Consider the following 16,112-nt stretch of genomic DNA (forward strand, 5'->3'; position numbering starts at 1 on the left):
GGCGGTCCACTGCCATAGATGCCGTGGACCGCCATGAGGTGTTTCGTCCCCTTGCCGACCGGAGCGGTTGCCCATGCCGAGCTGGTCGGCTTTTTTATTCCCTGCGGCGCTTTTACATTGTCTTTATGATGGACAAATCAAATAGCCGTTGTTGTTCCTTGTTGTCATTAAAAACAGGGCGGACGTCATGGACGTCGCCAGTTATTTCATTCATTCCAGGAGTCACCATGTCGCTCACCATGCATCAGATTTCCATTCCCGTCTTCATCCGCGCGCTGAACAATCTGTCGGGCTTGCTCAACAAGGCCGTCGCCCACGCCGAAGAGAACAAGCTCGATCCGGACACGCTCCTGACCGCGCGCCTGTTTGAGGATATGTACCCCCTGACCGGACAGATCCAGCGCGCCAGCGATGCCGCCAAGTTCGGCGCTTCGCGTTTGTCGGCGGTCCAGCCGCCCAGTTTCGCCGACGAAGAAACCACCTTCCCGCAATTGCAGGAGCGTATCGCCAAGACCATTGCCTTCCTCGACACCGTGACGCCGGAACAATTCGAAGGCAGTGCAGAACGCGAAATCATCATCAAGCTGCGCGGCAACGAAACCAAATTCACCGGCCAGGCCTACCTGCTGACCTTCGCGCTGCCGAACTTCCTGTTCCACGTCACCACCGCCTACGACATCCTGCGTCACAAGGGCGTGAAGATTGGCAAGATGGATTACCTCGGGTTTTAAATCGACGGATTTCTATTATTTATGATTTTCGTTAAATAGAATTCTTTTCGCAGGGGCTGCTTATTCATATTTGAAGCGAACCCCTCTAGCATGGCGAGCACACCTTTAACCAAGGACACTCGCCATGCAAGATCCATCCCATTCACACCTCCTTCCGACTCAGCTCGCCAAATCCGTCACTGGCGAACAGCACTATCAAGTCGTCGTGCCCGGCGCCGCGAACGCCGCTCTGTTGTCTGTCGTGTCCTTTGAGGCTGTCGAAGCCTTGGGCGAACCGTACTGCATAAAAATCCGACTTACCCATCCCCAAGAACTCAACCGCGCCGACTACCTCGGCAAGGAAGCCAGCTTCAGCATCGCCGCAGGATTGCATGATCCGCGTGTGTTCGCGGGCTGCATTACTCAATTCAATAAACTTAAACAGACTCACGATTTCCATAGCTACGAGTTTGTCATCGAGCCACTGGTCTCACGCCTGCGCCTGACCCACGCTAGCCGCGTATTCCAGAAACAAACCGCGCCACAGATCATCGAAGGGATTCTTCGTCGTCACGGCTTCAACGGAAACCAGTTCCAGTTCAAGACCCGTCGCACCTATCCTGAACACGCCTTTCACCTGCAATACCAATTGAGCGACTGGGACTACATTCACCTTCTCATGCGGCAGGAAGGTCTCTATAGCTACTTCATCCCCGGCAAATTCGGCGACATCATCGTCTTCGGCGACGACATTGACCATTACATCTATCAGCCAGAATTGAAGGTCCCGTATCGAGAGAACGCCGGACTGGAGTCTGGTCAGGAAACTGTCTCCAGTCTGCAAACGCAATCACAAACTGTGCCTGCCTCCTACCTTGTCGCCGACTATCATCCAGCCGACGCCTGGGAGCGTTTCAAGCAAGAAGCCAACATTGCCCGCGCCGACAAGACCACCTACGGTCAACCCTACGTCTACGGTAGTCACCATCTGGATCAAGCTGGCGCCAAATGGGAAGCGCAACTTCGTCATGAAGCCGCTATTACCAGTCAGATCGTCTACAGCGGCCAGAGCAACATCCTCGAACTGCATCCGGCGCGCATCCTGCGTACGGATCAATCCTTGCCGGATGCGCCCAACGGCCAAGTCATCATTCGCGTCACCCACAGCGGTGCACGCGACGCCGCTTATAAAAACAGCTTCACAGCCATTCCGAGCGATCGCCGTTACCGCATTCCTCTTAACGAAACCAATTGGCCGAAGATTTTCGGCACGCTCTCGGCAAGGGTCACCTCGCCCGGCAAATACCCGCATGCCTACCTCACCAAGCACGGCCACTACACAGTGCGTTTCGATCTTGATTTCGACGAATGGAATCCGGGTGGTGAAAGTGTCGCTCTCCGTTTGGCGAAACCCTTCGCCGGCGCCAACGAAACCGGCTTCCACTTCCCGATCATCGATGGCACTGAAGCGGCGATTGCCTTCATGGACGGCAATCCCAACAAGCCATACATCGCCCATCTGCACCACAACAGCCGCCACCCCGATCACATCACCACCGAGGACCGCTGGTTAAGCCGTAACGTCATTCGCACCCAAAGCAACAACAAGCTGCGCATGGAAGACTGGAAGGGGCAAGAGCATATCAAGCTCAGTACTGAGCATTCCGGCAAGAGTCAGCTGAACTTGGGTCATCTGGTCGACAGCCAGAAGCAAGCACGCGGCGCGGGAGCGGAACTACGCACCGACGGTCATGTGGCGATCCGGGGCGGCAAAGGCGTCTTCCTGAGCGCCGATACACAGCCGGGAGCCCAGGGCCATCAGCTCGACATGCAAACTGCTATTGCCAATCTGGAAACCTCCCTGGAGCAGACCTACGCCTTGACTCAGGCCACCAAATCTGCGCAAGCCATCGCCGCCGACTACGACCAACAGAAAGCACTTCTCAACGACACCTTGAAACAACTCCGGCAAGTCGGCATTGTCCTGAGCGCACCGGCCGGCATTGCGCTCGCATCAGGAGCTGATTTGCAAGTCAGCTCCCGCGGACATCTGATCGCCACGGCAGGCGGCAATGCCGACATCAGCGTGATGAAACGTTTTACGGTAGCCGCAGGTGGCCTCGTCTCGCTGATCGCACACAAGCTCGGCATGAAGCTGTTCGCCGCCAAAGGCAAGGTCGATATCCAGGCGCAAAGCGATGAGATACATCTGATCTCGGACAAGAACATGTTTGTCACCAGCGCCAACGGCAAAGTGGAAATCAACGCCAAGGAAGAAATCCTGCTCAAGTGCGGCGGATCCTATATCCGTATTACTGCCTCCGGCATCGAAGACGGCACGCCCGGTGCCAGTGTGGTCAAAGCAGGAAGCCATGGCCGGCCAGGGCCGACGTCGTTGCCGCAAACACTACCAGTGCTACCGCAGCCACATCTGCAAACAAACAGCAGCTTCAAAGCATCTCTTTAATCCAGGGACATTGACCCATGATCATCAGCCCGCCATTCCTCTTGCCCATTGTTGGGCAAGACAAAAAGAGTACCTCAAAAAAACAAGCAGACGACGAGCGCACAGAGGCCGCCATGCCACCCTCGGCCAGCCGCCTCGTCGGCGGCACCGGCGCGGAAGAAGGCGCGTTCCCGGTCAGTAACCATCTGATGTGGCACAACGGCGTGCATCTGCAAGCGCCAGACCTCGGCGACCGCATCCTGCCATTGCACGCCATCGCCGACGGCGAAATCCTGTTTTTGAACAGGCCCACGCCGCACTCGGCCGACCCGCTAGAAGGTTTGAACTACGATGAAGGCTGGACTGACAACGGCTGCATCATCCTCAAGCACATGACCGAAATCGGTGCTGCAGGCGACCGGCCGGTGAGCGTGACTTACTACAGCGTCTACATGCACATCGAAAAATTCATCGGTGGATTGGCCGAAGGTAAAAAGGTCTACCGCAAGGATGTGCTGGGTGGCGCCGGCCGGGTCTATGGTCACAGCAAGCAGGTGCACTTTGAAATCTGCTCCGATGCCGACAATCTGAAAAAAATCATCGGTCGACATCCGACCTGGCAAGACCCACAACACCCGCCCGCCAAGGACGGCCGCACCGACAGCGTCTTCGGCAATCTGTACGTGTACCTGCCTGCGGCCACCCCCACCAGCAACACCGCTCCCGCCGACCATTTGCGTCACGACACAGGCAGCACTCTGGGGGCAGCGCAATGGATCAAACTCGACTACGGGGATGGAGGCTCGACACCCGGCGCCTGTGTCTTGACCAGCTACAGCGCCACAGGACAGCCGGGCAACACCCGCACGGACAACGATGCCGAATACAACCTCTATAAGGACGCCACCGATCGTCACAGCACCGTCATCAAGGCACACCCCCATGCCCAGAGCAGCCCGTCCGGCTGGTATGAGTTATTGCGCTTTGGCAGAAACCTCGGCAGAAGCGATACCGACAAAGACCCCTTGCCGGATAACGCCGCCCATTGGCGCAAGATCAAGACGATTGCCGGCAACGAAGTCTGGGCTGATCTGAACGCTCCTGGCAGCTACAAATTCAGCGACGCTGACTTCTTGCCGCAGTTCGGTTGGAATTGCTATGACGACGACATCGCAGACAAAGATCAGCGTTGCGATTCGCTGAAACTGAAAGCGTTAATTCGCACCCAAGGCGACCAGCCCGACCCGGACCGCAACAAGGACGACGTCAAGCTCTCCAGGCGATTGGGAGATAAGGACGTGGCGCGCGCTTTGCGCAGAACCATCTGCAAATTTCCGAACGAATGGGACAGAAGCACGATCAGCCAACGCTATGGATGGCTCAATGAGATGGAATATGGCTTCAAAGACCGCCCGGACGACTGGAAGCGTTTTGAAAACCATCTCAAGGCCATCAGCTTCGACAAACTTCCCCAGGAATATCTGAACGCGCAGTGGCATTTCCATCCAACGGAGTTCATCAAACATTTCAGGAAGTGTCGGTGGTTAAATGAAGACGAACTGAAACAAATTTACCCCGGTGCATCTTCTGCCAATCGTACTAAATACCGGATCCCTGTAAGCAGATCCATTAGAAAGTATCTAATAACTACCCCTCTAAGAATGGCCCATTTTTTGGGGCAAGCAGCAGTTGAGACCAATCAATTCTTGTGGATGTCTGAACTATATAGCGGTAGCGCCTATGACTATTTCAGACATTACGCAAAAGCAAGCAATTTTAAAGGTTGGCTCGGAAATGTCGAATGGAACGATGGCGGCACATATAGGGGTAGAGGATTCAAGCAGTTGACAGGTCGAGCAAACTACGCTTTGTATTGGGTCTACAAAGGATGGTTACAAAGTAGTTCATTTTCGGATGATTGGTGGAAGAACACTGGCTGGTGGGGGCTGTCAGGAAACTCCATTCCACCTGCTATGTTGGCTACTCTTCCTATACAAAATGATCAAATCGTTGTGCAACTCAAGGAGCAGATGCGCCCTCCGATCATTGTTAATCCAGATAGGGTGAACACTGAATTGGAAGCCAGCATTGATACGGCAGGCTGGTTTTGGGCAAGAAATACCTTGCTCATTGCCGCTGATTCGGATGACGTTGCAGCTATGACGAGAAAAATTCGCGGTGATGCAGCTTCTGTGGGTGTGACTACCTCATGGCCAGTTTCGGCACACTTTACTGAACGAACAGAACAGACAAGCCGGATCAAAAAGTTGTTAGGAGAAATTTAAAATGAAGTTTTTCATCTTTCTTGCCGCACTATTTGTTACGAATATTTCTTTAGCCGAAAAAACTAATATTGAATGTCGCCCTGCAGCTTCGGGGGTGGAATTGATAGCTGAAGGAGGCATGCAACTTTCTATTCCTGGCAGGATTGACTGTCAGTTTAGCTACGAGTTAATTGAAGATGTTGACGGTTTAAAAAGTGAAGGCATCTTTATCGGACCAACTGAGAGCGAGTTAGGCCCCCGTGCAGCATACACAGTCTACGTAAGGCCGACAGGATCAAATGGCTTTGAACTAGCGGGTGATATTCCTGTGGCGGCTAACCAAATTACCAAAGGACGATATCAATACGTCGAACAAGAAGGCGGTGGGCTTTACCTTAGTTACTACGTGATCAAAGACAGGAAAATTACACTGTCCCCTCTGTCTAAAGCTTTGATGATTGAAGGACTTTATTGCATTAGTCAATCACGAGTAACCAATATGATATCTGTTGAAAAGAAAGCCTCCTGCATAAAAAAGCTACGCGCGACCTTTGAAAAGCCAATATGCGTACTCACAGCGGACAACGTTAGCCGAGTTGTAGCACGAAGCCAATGTTCGGATGTCAGACTGTAGAGCACCGGGGAACTCGTCGACGCGACTGTCTATATGAACCCGAACCGGCACATGTCGGATCTTTTTCTTTCCGGCAGCAGTTTCATAAAAACTATCAATCGACCACAAAGCGGCTGTGGCTGGCGCTTCCCGGGCAGTGCTTAAATCATTGGCAAATGCTTGTCTTTGATTTTTTCACGTGTTACGATCCGCCCCGTTACAAACTTCGGAGTTCCTCCTGTGGACAGTTCCAGTAGTCGATCTTTGATCGGCCGGCCACAGCCAAGGTAATCGCGCATCGTCTTTCGCCGCTACCTTGCCTGTCCGGCAAGTGGCGGCATCCGGCAATCGGTTCACGACTGCCCGGCTCCAGCCCCCTCTTTTTTATTGTTGCGTACTGCCTGCCGCCTGCTTGCGGCGGCGGCGTCGCGGTCCTGCGCCATACCGCAGCGGCCCTCTTTTTTGTCGTCGTTTTTTCAGGAGAAAAATATGGATCCAGACCCTGAGCCCGTCCGGCGCTTCGCCGACGTCAACACCGCTTTCACGTTTACTTTATTCCGGTCCCGCACCGGAGGCATGCCCGCGTCTCTGAGTTGAGACGCGGCTCCTCCGGCGCAGGCCGGTCAGGAGATACCCATGTTTCAATTCCTCGTTTTCATCCGTCCCTGCGCGCTGCAGGCACAACAATTCCTCGCTGCACGCGGCCCGCGCAAACTCAACACCGTTCTCGCCGCCGTCTTCTGCGCAGCGGCATCTTCGAGCGCACATGCCGGCCGTCCCATGGCGACCGACGATGCCGCCGTGCTCGACGAAGGAGCGTGCCAGCTTGAGACTTGGACCGAGCACTCGTCTGCCCTCAATACCAGCTGGCTCAACCCGTCCTGCAATCCCTTCGGCAGCACCGAGTTCGCGCTCGGCGCCGCACATCAGCAAGATCGTCGGGACAGCAGCGCCAACACCGCTCTGATGAGCTGGCAAGTCAAGCATCTGCTGCGCACCTACGATGATCAGCAGACCGGCTTCGCCATCGCCACCGGCGGGCAGCACGCGCGCGCCAGCGGCGACAATGAGACCTTCATCAAGGGGATCGCAACCCTGCCGCTGCAAGGCGAGAACTTGCTGGCGCATCTCAATGCGGGCGGCATCCGGCAACGTGATCAGCGCGGCGGCAACTATCGCGGCACCTGGGGCATGGCGTTGGATGCGGAAGTCTCGGCAGGCACGCGCGTGTCGATCGAGACTTTCGGTGTCACGAGCACCGGCACCAACTGGCAACTCGGCCTGCGCCGCGAACTGATTCCCGGCCGCCTGCAGCTCGACGCCAGTATCGGCAGTCCGTTCGGACGCTGGCCACAGGAGCGCATCGTGACACTGGGGCTGGTGTTCGTGACGCCTTCACTCAAGCGCTGACACGGCCGCAGGAAAATGAGCCTATGGTGCGTAGGGATATGGCTTTGCGGTTTTCAACTAGAATCGACATCCTTCGACTGCCTGCGCTATCCCCGGCGCAGGCCTTGCATTTTTTGCAAGCAATAGCGATAGCGCCACCCATACGGCAGCCTCCCCAGTCCATCCCGGCCCTTGCGCCGGCCATGTGACCCACAACCGGAGAGAACCATGCCATACAGCCTGCCTGCCCTGCCTTACGCCTACGATGCGCTGGAGCCGCACATCGATTCCCAGACCATGGAAATCCATCACACCAGGCATCACCAGACCTACATCAACAACCTCAACGCCGCCGTCGCCGGCACCGAATGGGAAAAACTGAGCGTCGAAGAACTGGTGGCGCGCGTAAAAGAAATCCCCGACAACCTCAAGGCCGCCGTGATCAACCAGGGCGGCGGCCACGCCAATCATTCACTGTTCTGGCTGGTCATGTCGCCGACCGGCGGCGGCGCGCCCGACGGCGCATTGGCCGTCGCGATCGATGCCCAGCTGGGCGGGTTCGATGCATTCAAAGAAGCGTTTACCAAAGCCGCAATTTCACGCTTCGGCAGCGGCTGGGCCTGGCTCAGCGTGACGCCGCAAAAGAAGCTGGTGGTGGAAAGCAGCGGCAACCAGGACAGTCCGCTGATGACCGGCAACACGCCCATCCTCGGCCTCGACGTCTGGGAACACGCCTACTACCTGCGCTACCAGAACCGCCGTCCGGAATACATCGGCGCCTTCTACAACGTCGTCAACTGGCCGGAAGTCGCGCGCCGTTATGCAGCAGCCTTGCAATAAGGCTGCTACGGGGAGGATCGCAACATGAACATGCACATTCAGGATGTGGCGCTGCTGGAGCAGGAGCAACGCGCCATGGTCTCGCATCTGGCGCGCGTGCAGCATCGCTGCAGCGCGGTGATCCAGGAGCAGGCCGCCGAAATCGCCGCGCTCAAGGCGCAGGCCATGCGCCTGCGGGCAGCGGTGATCGCACGCGATTCGGCGCTGGCCTGGGCGTATGAAGATCGCGCTGCGCTGGAGGCGGCGATTCCCGACCTGCCGCAACGCGCGACGCTGGCGCGACGCGTGAAAGAGTTGAGCAAACGCCTGCAGGAGTTGATGCGGGAAAAATTGCTGCCGGCGTATGCACCAGCGATTTCTTCCACGGTGACAAACGAGGAGGAGAAGACGGAGGCGGGTGAACTCTCAGGACTGGAAGCCAGCATCGTGGCCGCCGACCTGGTGATCTGCCAGACCGGTTGCCTCAGTCACGGCGCCTACTGGCGCGTGCAGGATCACTGCAAGCGCACCGGCAAGACCTGCATGCTGGTGGAACAACCGGCCAGCGTGCGCATCATGCGCATTCACCAGGACGGCGCCGGCGGACGCAGCAGCGCACTGGAGCAGCAGACGCCGACAGCCGTTTCCGGGAAAGACTAACGACGCGCGCCGGCCATTTCCGGCTCGCCGACATCCATGCCCACACGCTGCAGCAATTGATGGCTGCGGCGAGACAGATGCGCCAGCCGCAGATGCTTGCCGGCCCGGCTATAGCGCTCGGATAGCGCTTCCAACGCAGCGATCGCCGAATGATCGGCCAGATGCAGATGGCGGCAATCGACCACCACGCGCAGCGGATCCTGCGCCGGATCGAACAGCTCCTGAAAATGCGCGGTCGATGCGAAGAACAGCGTGCCATGCGGAACATAAGTTTTTTCGCCATCACCGGAATCCTGCACCTCGGCGCGAATCTCGCGCGCATGCTGCCAGGCGAAGTTGAGCGCCGCAATGACGATGCCGCACAGCACCGCCACCGCCAGATCCGTGAACACCGTGATCACCGTCACCGCGACGATCACCAGCGCATCGTTGCGCGGCACCTTGCCGAGCACGCGCAGCGAACCCCACGCGAAGGTCTGCTGCGCCACCACGAACATCACGCCCACCAGCGCCGCCAGCGGAATGCGCTCGATCAACGGCGACAGGAACAGGATGAACAGCAAAATCATCACGCCGCTGACCGCGCCCGACAGACGCGAGCGACCGCCTGAACTGAGGTTGATCATGGTCTGGCCGATCATGGCGCAACCGCCCATGCCGCCGAACAGACCCGACACCACGTTGGCCGCGCCCAGCGCCAGGCATTCGCGATTGGCCTGGCCGCGCGTCTCGGTGATTTCATCGGTGAGGTTGAGCGTCAGCAGCGTTTCCAGCAAACCGACGATGGCCATCAGCACCGCATACGGAGCGACGATGCGCAAGGTCTCCAGCGTCAGCGGCACCTCGGGGAAATGCCACATCGGCAAGCCGCCGGCAATGTGCGCCATGTCGCCCAGCGTACGCGTCGGCAAGCCGGTCGCCTGGCTCAGCACGGCCACGCCGACAATCGCCGCCAGCGCCGGCGGGATTGCGCGCGTCATGCGCGGCAGCAGGTAGACAATCAGCATCGTGACCGCCACCAGCGCCGCCATGACCAGCAGCGGCGTGCCGTGCAGCCAGTGCGTGCCGCTTGCGTCGGTTTGCTTGAAATGTTCGAACTGCGCCATCGCAATCACGATCGCCAGGCCGTTGACGAAACCCAGCATCACCGGATGCGGCACCATGCGGATCAGCTTGCCCAGCCGCAGCGCGCCGAACAGCAGCATCAGCACGCCGCTGAGCACCACCGTCAGCAGGAAGTATTGCGCACCGTGCTGCGCCACCAGCGCCACGATCACCACCGCCATTGAACCGGCCGCGCCGGAAATCATGCCGGGCCGGCCGCCGAACAACGCCGTGATGGTGCAGATGAAGAAGGCGCCGTACAGCCCCATGAGCGGATTGAGCTGGGCCACCAGCGCGAAGGCGATGCACTCGGGCACCAGCGCAAACGACGAAGTCAGGCCGGCCAGCACATTGGCTTTGCCGTGCGAGAACCATTCGTCGCGAAAGGAAGTTGTATTCATTGATCGTTGTCCATAATCCGATGCCGGTGCGCACGGCGGTGTTCACGCAAAGACATGAACCCGGACGCATGCAATATGCACACCAGCAACTGGAGAAACAGCGATGACGACCTGCAGGAAAGACAGCGCCCGCATGAAAAACAGGCAATGCTTCAGGGAAATGGAGATGTCAGATTGTTGCGCAGGAGGCAAGGTGCAAACCGGACCGGCGCCCGCGAGATGCGGCGCCGATCCCGACATTTTACCGCATCCCCCTCCTTGGCCCGCGCTCTTGCCTTGCCTCAGGCCGGCCGCGTCAATGCGGGAGGGGGCAACTGAGAAGGCAACAGTGAAGCCAACGACGCCGCCGGACGCGCCCCATGGTCAAGCGAAAACACGCTCACCAGCTGCGCCAGCGAGGCCGCCTGCGTCTGCATGGAAGATGCCGCTGCCGCCGCCTCCTCCACCAGCGCGGCATTCTGCTGGGTCATTTCATCCATCTGACTGATGGCGTGGTTGACCTGCTCGATGCCGGTGGATTGCTCGCGGCTGGCCAGGCTGATCTCGCCGACGATTTCCGCCACTTTGCGCACGCTGCCCACCACACGCTCCATGGTGGCGCCGGCCTGCTCCACCAGCACGCCGCCCTCGCCGACCGTCTTGACCGAGTCGTCGATCAGCAGCTTGATTTCTTTGGCGGCGGTGGCGCTGCGTTGCGCCAGGCTGCGCACTTCGCTGGCCACCACCGCAAAGCCGCGGCCCTGCTCACCCGCGCGGGCCGCCTCAACAGCGGCGTTCAACGCCAGGATATTGGTCTGGAAAGCGATGCCGTCGATCACGCTGATGATATCGACGATCTTGCGCGACGAGCCGTTGATGGCGCTCATGGTCGCCACCACGCGCCCGACCACTTCGCCGCCCTCGACCGCGATGCCGGAGGCCGCTGCCGCCAAGCGGCTGGCCGTGTCGGCGTTGTCGGCATTCCGGCGCACGGTGGAGATCAGTTCTTCCATCGCCGATGCGGTCTCTTCGAGCGCGCCGGCCTGTTGTTCGGTGCGCGCCGACAGGTCGTGGTTGCCGACGCTGATCTCGGCGGACGCCACCGCAATCGTAGTAGTGCCTTGCCGTACATTGCTGACGATGTTGCGCAGGCTGCCGTTCATATCGTTGAGGGAAGACAGCAACTGCCCGACTTCATCGCCGCTCTTTCCGTCTCCGCCGCTGACCTGGGTGCTCAGGTCGCCCGCGGCGACGCGGCGCGAAATGCCCAACGCGACATTGATCGGACGCGTGATGCCCACGGTCAGATACCACGCGCAGAAGCAACCCAGCAGCAGCGACAGACCTTCCAGGATCAGCAGCAGGCGACGGCTGCCGGCGGCGATGTCGTCGATCTGTTGCGTGGTCTTGTCGATGTCGCGCTGCTCCAGTTCCAGCAGCTTGAGCATGGAATCCTGATAGCTTTTGGCCAGCGGCACGAACTCCTGATCGAGCAGGCGATTACCTTCCTCGATGTTGCCGGCGGATTTCAGGTCGAGGATGCGATAGTGCGAGGCCAGATAGACCTTGCGCCGTTCGCCGATGTTCTGGAACAGGGATTTTTCTTCGTCGCTGCCCAGCAACTCGCCAATCTCTTTTTGCAGGCGCGTGGAATTGGCGGTCGAGGCCTTCGCCTCATCGATGAAGTACGTCTTCAACGTGGGATCGGCGCTGCGCGAGATCGCAATCGTGCGCACGATGCCGGCGCGCAGACTGCCGTACCAGCTGGAGATCAGGCGTTCCTTGCGCGCCGACTGCTCCACCATCGCGCGCGTGACGTCCGACACCACTTGCAAACGCCAGATGCCGATGGCCGTGATGACGATGGACAACAGCATGATCGCGGCAAAGCCCAGTGTGAGCCGCTTGCCGATTTTCATTCTTCCCGTGATGCGCATATTTCCCCCGGTGGATGTGGCAGCCGCGCTAGCGCGCGACGATGTGGCCCAGCCGCACCACGGTCACGCCGGGTCCAAGCTGGCGTAACGACGGCATGACGATGACGCAATTGTCGTAGGGTGTGACGAATTCGCGAGTGCCTTCGCGCGCGATGACGGTGCCGGCCTTCTCGATGATTTCCATGCCGCGATAGTCTTCGGCAAACTCAAAATCGTAGGAAGTCGCCACCACCGGTTCGGTCACGCGGATGAAGCGCTGCTTCGCCTGCGCCGGCGCTCCCGCCAGCATGAAGGTGCGCAAATCGAGCGCGGCCATCACGCCGGTGGCGATCAGGAAACGGCAGGCCGAATCCATCGCCACGTCCTTGCTGCGCGTGGAAAAATGCTGGCCGGTCTCGATCAGCAAGGCATTCTTGGCGCTGGCCGGATCGCCAAAGCCGGCATAGTCGCGCATGCGCTTGCCATTGGGATGGCCGACGTCAATGATCACGTGTTCCGGCGCGCCGACATCGGCGGCGAATTGAATGCCTTTCTCAAGCGGACCACAGACGATCAGCGGCGGCGCTTCTTCGTGCATGGAATGCAGATCGAGCATGTAGTCGATCGTATCGATGATGGGACGCAGCTGACGCGCGCGGCGCAGTTCGACGCTGTCCTCGGCGCCGTCGAGACGCGACGACGACCAGACGCGGTTCATGTCTTCGTCGACGTAGCGCGTCGCATCCGGATTGCGCGCATCGAAGCGGCGATAGGCTTCGACATTGGCGAAGCCCAGCGTGATGCGCCCCTTTAGCGGACGAAGACCGGCTTGTAGCAAACGGCCGACGGTAATCGCGCCGCTGACTTCATTACCGTGCATCAGCGCCAGGATCATCACGTGCGGACCGGCGACGCCGCTGTCGATGCTGTGCACGTAGTCGACGCCGGTATTGCCGTGCTGCCATTTGGCGATGTCGGGGAACTCCACCTCGACCGGATAGTGTTTCAGTTGTGCGCGTACTTGTTCCAGGGTTTTCTGTACCAGGTTTTTCATGCGATTGCTCCAGCGTCCAGGCTGACGAAGTAAGCGGATGCGCCGCTGCGCATCCGGCCTGAAGAATTAAGAAATGAATTTAGAAAATGAATGAAAAAGAACGTGTGCTTACAACGCCGGATGGCGTCCCATGCGGCGACCCAGCGCGATCACCGCAACCAGGCTGATCAACGCCGTCGCCATGACATAGAAGCTCGGCGCCATCTTGTTTGCGGTGGCGGCAATCATCCACGTCACGATCAACGGCGAGAAGCCGCCGAACAGGGTCACCGAGAAGTTGTAGCTCAGCGCCAGACCGGTGCCACGGGTCTGCGTCGGGAAGATATCCGACAGCATCGCCGGGATCGGTCCCAGACAAGCGGCGATCAACACGCCCACGATGCCTTGCACTGCAATCAGCGTGGTCACGGTCGGCCAGATGTTGAGCAGCATGAACAGCGGATACGAGGTCAGGCCGATCGACAGCATCGCAATCGTCAGCACGCGGAAGCGGCCGTAGCGATCCGACAAGGTGCCGAACACCGGCGCCGTCAGCATCAGCACCAGCCCGGTGATCAGCGCACCGATGAAGGACGAGGTGGCGGGGATGTGCAATTGCTTCAGTGCGTAAGTCGGCATGTACAACTTGTGCACGTAGTTGAAACCGGTGGCGCCGGCCACCACGCCGATGGCGAGCAACAGCTTGACGCGGTCGCGCACCAGCACCAGCATCAGCGGCGATTTCTCTGCCTTGGCGACAGCCGCGTCGGCGGCGATTTTCTTGAACTCCGGCGTCTCGTCGATCTGACTGCGAATATAGAGACCGACCGGGCCCACCAGCAAACCGAAGCAGAACGCCACGCGCCAGCCCCAGTCGTTGAGCTGCGCATCCGTCAGGTTATAGCTCAGCAAGGCGCTGACGCCGGCTGCCAGCACGGTGGCCAGACCCTGCGTCGACAATTGCCAGCTGGCGAAAAAGCCGCGCCGCTTGGCGTCGGCATGCTCCACCATGAAGGCGGTAGCGGCGCCGAATTCACCGCCTGTTGAAAAGCCCTGCAACAGGCGCGCCACGATGATGATCAGCGGCGAGGCGATGCCGATCTGCGCATAGGTCGGCGCAAACGCGATCATTGCCGTGCCGATCATCATGATCAGGATCGATGCGGTGAGCGAAGCCTTGCGGCCGGCGCGATCGGCGTAGGAGCCGAGCACGATGGCGCCGAGCGGACGAATCACGAAGGAGATGCCGAAGGTGCCAACGCTCAGCAGCAGCGAGGTGGTCTCATCCTGCGCCGGGAAGAACAGCTTGCCGATCACCACGGCGAAGTAGCCGTAAATCAGCAGATCGTAAAACTCCAGCGCGTTGCCGATGCTGGCGGCGCAGATTTCTTTCCATGGATTTTTGCGTTTGGCTGCCGGCGATGTGGTGGCTGCAGTGGCTGCGGATAGTGATGATGACTCGAATTCGGCTGACATGCGGTGACTCCCATTCTCTCTTTGTGCGACGCATTGTTGCTGCCGGGGCAGCCGTGTCTGCGTGCTTATTCTAGGTGGCTCGAACGCTGTAAGAGGCTTGGCACGATGCTCGGAAATAGTGCGCGTTACGCTCTATTTCGGAGCATGTTTCCAGACGTACCAACAAGCGTTGCGAGAACTTTGAGGGAGTATAGTGAGCGCGATTTTTTGCTTATTGCCGTTTCGGCACAGGCTTGTGCTTTTTGCTGCGAGACCCGTTCGCGGAGGGATCAGGAGCGGTCGATGGCGTCCGATGCGACGCCGTCCCAGATCGCGTTGACCAGTGCATCGTCGTTGCCGCGTACGCGGTACAGCGAGATGTCGAAGTTGACACGCATCTCCGGTTCGCCAATGACCAGCAGGCGGCGCTCGTTGACGTCTTCCTGCACCAGCCGCTGCGGCAGCCAGGCGACGCCGACACCACGGCGCGCCATTTCGTGGATGGATTCGTAGGAGTCGGCTTCATACACCATGCGCAGCGACACCTTCTTCGGCAAGCCGGCCAGGTGTTTGGCCAGTACGCCGCGCAAGGTCAGCGATTGCGAGAAACCCAGCCACGGCGTCGGCGTCGCGGCGTTGGCCGGCGCCAGCTTGAAGCGCGGCCGCCCCCTGGCGTCGGCGGCCACCACCGGCAGCAGGATTTCGCGCGCCAGCGTCAACGACTCATAGCGCATCGGATCGATCAGCAGGCGCGTGGTCGGGCTCGAATAAATCACCAGCAGATCGGCGTCGCCGGCGCCCAGGCGCAAGATCACTTCCTGCGCGCCGCCGGTGCTGACCGACACCGGGAACGGACCGAAGCGCTGGTTGATGTTCTCATACCAATCGGGGAAGAACGTCCGCGCCAGCGTGCGGCCGGTCGCCACGCGCAAAGTCTTCTCGGTCGGCCCGGAGCCGTCCTGCAGCTGCGCCCGGGCGGCGTACAGCACGTCGGTCGAATGCGTCGCGGCATCGAGGAACAGTTGCCCGGCCGCCGTCAGCGACACCGGATGCGTGCGCACCACCAGCTCGGCGCCGACCCATTGCTCCAGCGCCTTGATGCGGCGACCGAAAGCCGGATGCGTGACGAAGCGGTTCTCCGCCGCGCGCGAAAAACTGCGCGTGCGCGCCAGTTCGATGAAGTCTTCCAGCCAGATCAGGTGCACCGTCTCACTCCTTGTTTTTTGCTGATTCTATCCGAGCGCAGTGCGGACGGGCATCAGACATGCGTCTCCGTTCGAGGCAGGTTTCATGCCACGAACGGAGAAAGCAGTTTCAGACGCG

General features: G+C 59.3%; 12 protein-coding genes. 7 read left to right on the plus strand and 5 right to left on the minus strand.

The genetic code is table 11. The annotated features are described in order from the left end of the window. The first annotated feature begins 227 nt into the window (after positions 1–227). The 7 genes from ACIROY_RS19100 to ACIROY_RS19130 all read left to right on the plus strand — a co-directional run bounded on the left by ACIROY_RS19100 (position 228) and on the right by ACIROY_RS19130 (position 8,901). Positions 228–731 carry a DUF1993 family protein gene (locus ACIROY_RS19100; protein WP_402343283.1) on the plus strand — a complete coding sequence of 168 codons (504 nt, stop codon included), beginning with the start codon at positions 228–230 and terminating at the stop codon, positions 729–731. Positions 732–855: 124 nt separating this feature from the next. Beyond that, on the plus strand, positions 856–3,177 hold the full coding sequence (locus tag ACIROY_RS19105; RefSeq protein WP_402343286.1) for a type VI secretion system Vgr family protein: 2,322 nt from the start codon (positions 856–858) through the stop codon (positions 3,175–3,177). A 17-nt stretch (positions 3,178–3,194) separates the two neighbouring features. Then, entirely contained in the window at positions 3,195–5,441 is a 2,247-nt protein-coding gene (locus tag ACIROY_RS19110) for a hypothetical protein (RefSeq protein WP_402343289.1), read from the plus strand. Position 5,442: 1 nt separating this feature from the next. Further along, the gene (locus tag ACIROY_RS19115; protein ID WP_402275715.1) at positions 5,443–6,054 is read left to right on the plus strand and encodes a hypothetical protein; all 612 of its coding nucleotides are present in this window, start codon (positions 5,443–5,445) and stop codon (positions 6,052–6,054) included. A 615-nt stretch (positions 6,055–6,669) separates the two neighbouring features. Beyond that, on the plus strand, positions 6,670–7,443 hold the full coding sequence (locus ACIROY_RS19120) for a hypothetical protein (RefSeq protein WP_402343291.1): 774 nt from the start codon (positions 6,670–6,672) through the stop codon (positions 7,441–7,443). Between the two features lie 207 nt (positions 7,444–7,650). Beyond that, a complete protein-coding gene (locus ACIROY_RS19125) occupies positions 7,651–8,262 on the plus strand; it encodes a superoxide dismutase (protein ID WP_402343294.1) in 612 nt (203 codons plus the stop codon). 24 nt (positions 8,263–8,286) lie between these two features. Further along, entirely contained in the window at positions 8,287–8,901 is a 615-nt protein-coding gene (locus ACIROY_RS19130) for a DUF2325 domain-containing protein (RefSeq protein ID WP_402343297.1), read from the plus strand. On the opposite strand, the gene ACIROY_RS19135 is transcribed toward ACIROY_RS19130, so the two are convergent. The 5 genes from ACIROY_RS19135 to ACIROY_RS19155 form a co-directional block, all read right to left on the minus strand. After that, on the minus strand, positions 8,898–10,406 hold the full coding sequence (locus ACIROY_RS19135; RefSeq protein ID WP_402343300.1) for a SulP family inorganic anion transporter: 1,509 nt from the start codon (positions 10,404–10,406) through the stop codon (positions 8,898–8,900). The two genes, ACIROY_RS19130 and ACIROY_RS19135, sit on opposite strands and share 4 nt — an antisense overlap. A gap of 281 nt (positions 10,407–10,687) precedes the next feature. After that, on the minus strand, positions 10,688–12,322 hold the full coding sequence (locus ACIROY_RS19140) for a methyl-accepting chemotaxis protein (protein WP_402343303.1): 1,635 nt from the start codon (positions 12,320–12,322) through the stop codon (positions 10,688–10,690). Between the two features lie 28 nt (positions 12,323–12,350). Further along, a complete protein-coding gene (locus ACIROY_RS19145) occupies positions 12,351–13,355 on the minus strand; it encodes a M14 family metallopeptidase (protein WP_402343306.1) in 1,005 nt (334 codons plus the stop codon). A gap of 108 nt (positions 13,356–13,463) precedes the next feature. Continuing rightward, positions 13,464–14,810: an MFS transporter gene (locus tag ACIROY_RS19150; protein ID WP_402343309.1), complete on the minus strand. Its 1,347-nt coding sequence runs from the start codon at positions 14,808–14,810 to the stop codon at positions 13,464–13,466. A 269-nt stretch (positions 14,811–15,079) separates the two neighbouring features. Further along, on the minus strand, positions 15,080–15,994 hold the full coding sequence (locus tag ACIROY_RS19155; protein WP_402343312.1) for a LysR family transcriptional regulator: 915 nt from the start codon (positions 15,992–15,994) through the stop codon (positions 15,080–15,082). Positions 15,995–16,112 lie beyond the last annotated feature (118 nt).

The sequence above is a fragment of the Herbaspirillum sp. NPDC101396 genome, assembly GCF_044767365.1.
In the GTDB taxonomy this organism is placed as follows: domain Bacteria; phylum Pseudomonadota; class Gammaproteobacteria; order Burkholderiales; family Burkholderiaceae_D; genus Herbaspirillum.